This window comes from Psychromonas sp. Urea-02u-13 (genome assembly GCF_002835995.1).
Classification (GTDB): domain Bacteria; phylum Pseudomonadota; class Gammaproteobacteria; order Enterobacterales; family Psychromonadaceae; genus Psychromonas.
This window is the reverse complement of sequence record NZ_PJBZ01000140.1, coordinates 1-5,936: the sequence shown is the minus strand read 5'-3', so window position 1 is coordinate 5,936 and position 5,936 is coordinate 1. Positions and strand designations below refer to the sequence as shown.

The following is a 5,936-nucleotide window of genomic DNA, read 5'->3' as shown; positions in this document are numbered from 1 at the left end:
TACCATTGAATTTAGTATAATTATCATCTTGCGAACGCAGGCGATTATCGCTGTTTTCTTTGGCTTTCCTGCCGTCACTAATCGTTGATATGTTGCTTTGAAAACGGGATTACATTGCATCGCTGACATCATTGCCATGTACATTACGGTTCGTATTTTATGTCGGCCACCGCGTATATTTCGTTGACCTTCATAACTCCCACTTTCTTTATTAAATGGGGCTACGCCGATTAATGAAGCCGCTTCTTTATTGGTTAAATAACCGAGTTCTGGCATATCGCTGAGTAGGTTAAAAGCAACTACTGGGCCGATGCCTGGCATGCTCTGAATAATGGTGTTTTTAGCTTTATATTCACTACATTTCTCAATGAGTTTGCTGAGTTTGTCATCGACCTTTTCTATCTGATTTTTAATGGCGGTTAAGATAGGTTTGATAATACCCGTTATTTCTTTTGGCATGATCTGAAGTCTATTTTTTTTCATAGTTTGCATGGTCATTAGCTGCCTTCTTCGAGATAACAAATTACTCATTAACTGCATGCTCTCAGGTTTTAGCGTAGAAAGAGGTGGCTTAATAGCTTCGCCATAATGTGCGATTAGTTGGGCATCAAGCTTATCCGTTTTAGCCTTACGGCCGATGGCACCTGCAAACTTTTTAACATGTGCTGGATTCGCGACCGTGAAGGGTAAGTCAGCCTGTGAGCAGGCCATGATAAATGCGTGTTCAAGTCGACCGGTTACTTCGATGACAACACGCGTAGGTTTATGAGGCTTTATTTTTTTAATGGCTTCTTTTATGCCTTTCTCATCATTGGTAACCGTGAAATAAATATCGAGCGGTCTGATGTAAATGTCGAGTTGAAACTTGCCAGTGTCGACACCGATGGTGATTTCTTTTTGATTGTTTGTGCAATTCATAATAAGCTGACTCCGCCTTGCTATTCGGGCTCGAGGCCCAGTTGACTATCCGAGTTTAATGCTTGGAGTCCTATACAACGTTCATACTTGTTAACGGTCTCTCAAATGAGGAGCCTGTTGCTTATCGAACTGTTGTATAAGAAAGCTTTGGTTGCAGCCAAAGCTTGGGCCTCACACTACCCTAAAAGGATTAAATGGTAATCATTTGATGGGTTAATTATCCATACAAGGCGTTAGCTGTACTTGAAACTTAACTTGTACCTAATATTGCACATGTGTGGTTTTTTAGTTAAACTTGTCTTATTAAGTGTACAACTAATGAGGTAATTTATGCGTATTGTATCGTTCACTGAAGCACGAAATGGACTCAAATCAGTTTTAGATAATGTTGTAAATGATGTCGACTACACCGTTATAACCCGTAGAGATGCAGAAGATGCAGTTGTAATGTCTATGGAGCATTACAATAGCTTGATGGAAACTGTTCATTTATTAAAATCGCCAGCAAATGCTGCACATTTATCAAAATCAATCGAGCAGTACCAGCTGGGTAAAGTTACAGAGAGAGAGATTCTTAATGACTAGGCTACTCGCATGGACAGATGAAGCTTGGGATGATTATGTTTATTGGCAAGGACAAGATAGAAAAACAATTAAGAGAGTTAACAAGCTAATTAGTGATGCTAAAAGATCTCCATTTGAGGGCATTGGAAAACCAGAACCATTGAAAGAAAATTTGTCTGGCTTTTGGTCTCGTAGAATTGATGAAACTAATAGATTGGTTTATGCCGTCGCTGATAAACATTTAACAATTATATCTTGTCGTTATCATTATTAAATGGAAAACACTTAGTTTCAAATTAGAAGTGCGACAAAAACAGTTGGCTCTTTCACTCCGCTCCACAATTTTAGCTAGCTATTTCAGTCCGTTTAAGTGGCCGTTAGGTGTAAGGTGAAATCATGAACATTCAACAGTTATCAGATTATTGTTAGCATGGACTTTATTGTTTTAATACCGCTCGTTATCGTTGCTCTAATCGTATTATCCATTATTTGGAGCACTCTGAAAACGGGGATCTCTCCAATGATGAGTTCAAGAAAAGCCTGCCAAACCATGCTGGCTGAAATAGATATGCATGAAGAAGGATCGTTAATTGATCTAGGATCTGGTTGGGGTACGCTAGTTATAGCTGTTGCCAAAAAGCATCCCAATAAGCAAGTTATTGGTTATGAGTTATCTTGCTTTCCATGGTTGGTTTCAACAATTTTTAAATATGGTTTACGTTTAGATAACCTTACTCTCTATCGTAAAGACTTTAAAAACGCTGAACTCAGTACTGCTTCTACGCTAGTCTGTTACCTTTTCCCTGGAGGCATGATAGCGCTTCAAGAAAAGCTGGCACTTGAAGTGTTTAATAACGTCATTATTGTGAGCAACACATTCGCTTTACCTTTATGTCAACCAACGAAAGTAATCAGACTTAGAGATATATATAAAACACCTATTTACGTATATCACTGGCAACCAAAGTAAGCTTGGCTTTATTATGTAGCAATGAAGATTGGACTATTCTAAATCACAGTGCTCACCTAACAAGAACTTTATACGGAATCTGATCTTCCCCCGTTATAACAGACACCAAAATCTAATTAAAGATGAGCTGTCTTATGTAAAGTACAACAACTCAGGTGGATTTTATGCTTATTATTACCGGCTCACAGCTTGGTTAATTTATTTACTGTAGGAATATGAGTTACTCGGTATGGTGTGTGATTAAAAGTTACTTAGGTTTTTTATAGAGACACAGGTAAACTCTATTTAGCGCTTTTTAGGGCACTATTTTTATTCGAACATAGTGACATTAGGATTTAATGATGAATGTAGATAAAGCAAAAAAACGAATTGAAAAACTGGTTAAGAAAGGCTTTAAAGGTTACCCCGTGGTGGCAATTGAGTATTTTGGAAACAGTAAAGATTGTGCAGCAGAAGTGGTGATGACGTTTACTGCTGAAGAGAATGTTGACGCACAAATGCAAAAGTTTGTAAGTAAAAGTGATGCAAGAACAGATGAAACAATTCAGTCTGTTTTAGTCAAAACAATTGAACGTACTAATGCCAATACAGTCACTGAAGTTTCGGGTATTTCACTGATTAAGTAACCTAAAGATGCGGGGGTAATTTACATAAAATAGTTACCTCGCTTCAATACTCGTCACACAAGTAGATATTACAAGTCAGCCCATCTAAGGAAAAGTATGTCGTTATTCCTCGCAATGCTCTCGTTCTCCTTCGTTATGTCGATGTCACCTGGACCGGTTAATATGGTTATTGTTTCATCGGGTGCAAGTTATGGGGTACGTAAAACGTTCTCTTTTGTTTCTGGGGCTGCGATTGGTTTCATTTTGTTGTTGTTATTTATTGGTTTAGGTTTCTATAAAGTTATCGAACTGTATCCCTTTTTTCTAAAGTATTTAGCGCTAGCAGGGTCGCTATTTATTATTTATATGGGCTACTTAATTGCGTCAGCAACACCTCGATTAACGATTGAAAAACAAAAGCTTCCTACATTTATGCAAGGTTTCCTTTTACAGTGGCTGAACCCTAAAGCTTGGATCGCATGCGTGGCAGGTGTTTCAATGTTTTCATCGCCTGATAGCCATGATGTGTTTTTAACGTTTTCGTTGGTGTATTTTGTCGTTTGTTATTTTGCTTTGTTTTCATGGTCTGTATTAGGTGACAAAGTGACTTTGTTATTAAATAGTGAGTTTAAATTACAGGTATTTAATAAACTGATGGGTGGGCTATTAATAGTGACCGCTGGTTTTTTACTTTATACGCAATTTACTGGGTTATAAAGTTAGGCGTTATTCTGTAAAGCGTTCATTAATCAGAGCTCAGGTTAAATATTTTTTAACTTAAAACGGTTTTGAGGAGGGGAGTTGTTGTTTCGTTTTGGGACTTTTTTTACTGAAGGGTTCAAGTATAAAAACAATGAGTGCGTTAAACATAAACACTCATTGTCATAAATGGCGTAGCTGAAGGTTAAATTTTACCTTTGCTCGCTTTCTTTTCTCGTTTTTCGTTACGTTTTTCTTTCATTGTCTTTTCTGACTTTTTCTTAGTCGCTTTTTGTGAGTCTTGTCCTTTAGCCATCGTTTTTATCCTTTTAATAATGAGAGCGCTTTGATGCTTCTGTTGAAATCATTTAAAGCGTGATAATTAGGAGAGATTTAAAACACTCAGCTAAGTGACTTAGCATACGCCTAATAATAAAGAACGGTATCGTTAAAATGTTTTATTTAATTAAACCTTTGAATTATTAAGTATCTAGCACCCATTACTCACGAATCTTCAATATTTCTATGAGCAAGTTTACCCCCTTATTTTGAAAACCTCGCATGTTCATCACAAATGTCGTAAATAGCATCGATAGAATGTACTTTATTATCGATAAAAGAGAAAAGCATGATGCAATCGGCATTTAATAAATACGCTGAGAGTAGGATGAAAGTTCGCTTAATACTAAGTGTATTCAATATATTCTTGAGTTCAGTTGGTATCGCTCTTGCCATCAGGCAGGGCGATTTAATGTCTATTTTCATCACATCAGAGAAATAATATGAAGCAAGCAAATACTTATTACCCATTTTTGTTTTCAAGTTTCCAGCGCGACCATAGTCTTGCATTAAGTGATTTAAAATGGAAAGCCTTTGAGCACCATGATTTTTTAGGGGATGGCGAAGATTGGGCACTACTGATTGAGAATATGCTTTCTGAAAAGAATCCTGCGTTACTGGAAAAAGTCACCTTTGGTGATGAGACAATGATGTTCAGTATTCACAGTGAAGACAAAGATGCGTTACATGAAATCGTCGATATGGTTTTCGCCTTTTATGATGATGATGCATTGTTAGATGCTTGTATCACCCGTTACGCTCAATATGAGTTTGAACCTGTCCTCGATTGATGAGGCGCCTTACTAAAGAAATAAATAATTAAAGATATAAATTAATTTAATCCATGTTTTCTCAGGTGACTTATCACGAGGCCGCATGGGTTGAAACTACTTTTATTGCAATAAGGACGATCCTTAAATTTTTTAACTAAAGCATCCCTGCAAACTTCATTATCCTCACTTCTTCGCATTGTTTTTTTAGTCATCATGTTGACTTTATTTAAGTCAATTTAATTCCTGGCCCAGATGTGGTTTACATTGTGACAAACACGATGAAAGGAAAAATGAAGTCCGGGATTGAAACGTCACTCGGCTTAGGGCTTGGTTATTTGTTACATACCTTGGCTGTTGTATTAGGCTTGTCTGTACTGGTATTAAGCTCTGCTTTTTTATTCAGCGCGACAACTATTCTGACAGAGAGGCGTATTTAGGCGCTTTATATTTGTTTTATTTAGGGTTCTCCTCTCTGCGTAATTGTTACCTCAATAAGTCTAAAATACTTAATATAAACAACAAAAATCAGACTCGTAACACTACGAATAACAACACACGTATTAATCACAAGACTAAAACTAGTGCTAAGAGCAAGAAAGATGAACCTCAGGTTAATATCTTTAAACATGGTGTGATTATTAGTATTTTAAATCCTAAAGTGGCTATGTTTTTTCTGGCGTTTTTACCACAATTTATTGACCCTCTGAGCGTGAATGTGGCCGAAGAATTACTGATATTGGGTTTGTTGTTTAGTGGGTTAGCGACGATATGAAATTTACTCTACGCCAGCTTAGGTTGCCTCTTGTTCAGCTGTCATAAAGCGCAAAAGTATTCGCGTATACTTGAAGGCGTTTCTGGAACAATATTAGTGGGTTTAGGGTTGAAAATTGCGTTAGCAGTCATGAATAGCATGGCCAAAATGATTTATACAGCGTTTTAACAATCCCATTATCTATTAAAGCCGTTATTCCCTCCTGGAGTTAGTTGTTGCGTATTCTCATGATGTCGATCACTCATTCTCACCGAAGCCGATCAGTCATTCTCATTCATGCCGATCACTTTTTCTTG

General features: G+C 37.1%; 7 protein-coding genes and 1 pseudogene. 7 read left to right on the top strand and 1 reads right to left on the bottom strand.

The window, feature by feature from the left end; all coding sequences use genetic code 11:
- A partial coding sequence (locus tag CXF74_RS20455; protein ID WP_101084370.1) for an IS110 family transposase occupies positions 1-918 on the bottom strand: 918 nt, incomplete at its 3' end.
- Positions 919-1,248: 330 nt separating this feature from the next.
- Between CXF74_RS20455 and CXF74_RS20450 the strand changes: the two genes are divergently transcribed.
- The 7 genes and pseudogenes from CXF74_RS20450 (at position 1,249) to CXF74_RS20420 (ending at position 5,808) form a co-directional block, all read left to right on the top strand.
- Positions 1,249-1,503 carry a type II toxin-antitoxin system Phd/YefM family antitoxin gene (locus CXF74_RS20450; protein ID WP_101084369.1) on the top strand — a complete coding sequence of 85 codons (255 nt, stop codon included), beginning with the start codon at positions 1,249-1,251 and terminating at the stop codon, positions 1,501-1,503.
- Positions 1,496-1,756, top strand: a complete 261-nt coding sequence (locus CXF74_RS20445) for a Txe/YoeB family addiction module toxin (protein WP_101084368.1) — start codon at positions 1,496-1,498, stop codon at positions 1,754-1,756. The genes CXF74_RS20450 and CXF74_RS20445 overlap by 8 nt, the downstream gene beginning before the upstream one ends.
- Before the next feature lie 246 nt (positions 1,757-2,002).
- Entirely contained in the window at positions 2,003-2,452 is a 450-nt protein-coding gene (locus CXF74_RS20440) for a methyltransferase (RefSeq protein ID WP_332870285.1), read from the top strand.
- 341 nt (positions 2,453-2,793) lie between these two features.
- Complete coding sequence (locus CXF74_RS20435) at positions 2,794-3,078, top strand: hypothetical protein (protein WP_101084366.1); 285 nt, start codon at positions 2,794-2,796, stop codon at positions 3,076-3,078.
- Between the two features lie 96 nt (positions 3,079-3,174).
- The gene (locus CXF74_RS20430) at positions 3,175-3,774 is read left to right on the top strand and encodes a LysE family translocator (RefSeq protein ID WP_101084365.1); all 600 of its coding nucleotides are present in this window, start codon (positions 3,175-3,177) and stop codon (positions 3,772-3,774) included.
- 764 nt (positions 3,775-4,538) lie between these two features.
- Entirely contained in the window at positions 4,539-4,886 is a 348-nt protein-coding gene (locus tag CXF74_RS20425; protein WP_101084364.1) for an Imm51 family immunity protein, read from the top strand.
- A 221-nt stretch (positions 4,887-5,107) separates the two neighbouring features.
- Positions 5,108-5,808 (top strand): annotated as a pseudogene (locus CXF74_RS20420) (LysE family translocator).
- Positions 5,809-5,936: the final 128 nt, after the last annotated feature.

Excerpts from the sequence above, each read along its gene's own strand:
- CXF74_RS20425 (WP_101084364.1), top strand. The coding sequence starts at position 4,539 with ATGAAGCAAGCAAATACTTATTACCCATTTTTGTTTTCAAGTTTCCAG.
- CXF74_RS20440 (WP_332870285.1), top strand. The coding sequence starts at position 2,003 with ATGATGAGTTCAAGAAAAGCCTGCCAAACCATGCTGGCTGAAATAGAT.
- CXF74_RS20435 (WP_101084366.1), top strand. The coding sequence starts at position 2,794 with ATGAATGTAGATAAAGCAAAAAAACGAATTGAAAAACTGGTTAAGAAA.
- CXF74_RS20445 (WP_101084368.1), top strand. The coding sequence starts at position 1,496 with ATGACTAGGCTACTCGCATGGACAGATGAAGCTTGGGATGATTATGTT.
- CXF74_RS20430 (WP_101084365.1), top strand. The coding sequence starts at position 3,175 with ATGTCGTTATTCCTCGCAATGCTCTCGTTCTCCTTCGTTATGTCGATG.
- CXF74_RS20450 (WP_101084369.1), top strand. The coding sequence starts at position 1,249 with ATGCGTATTGTATCGTTCACTGAAGCACGAAATGGACTCAAATCAGTT.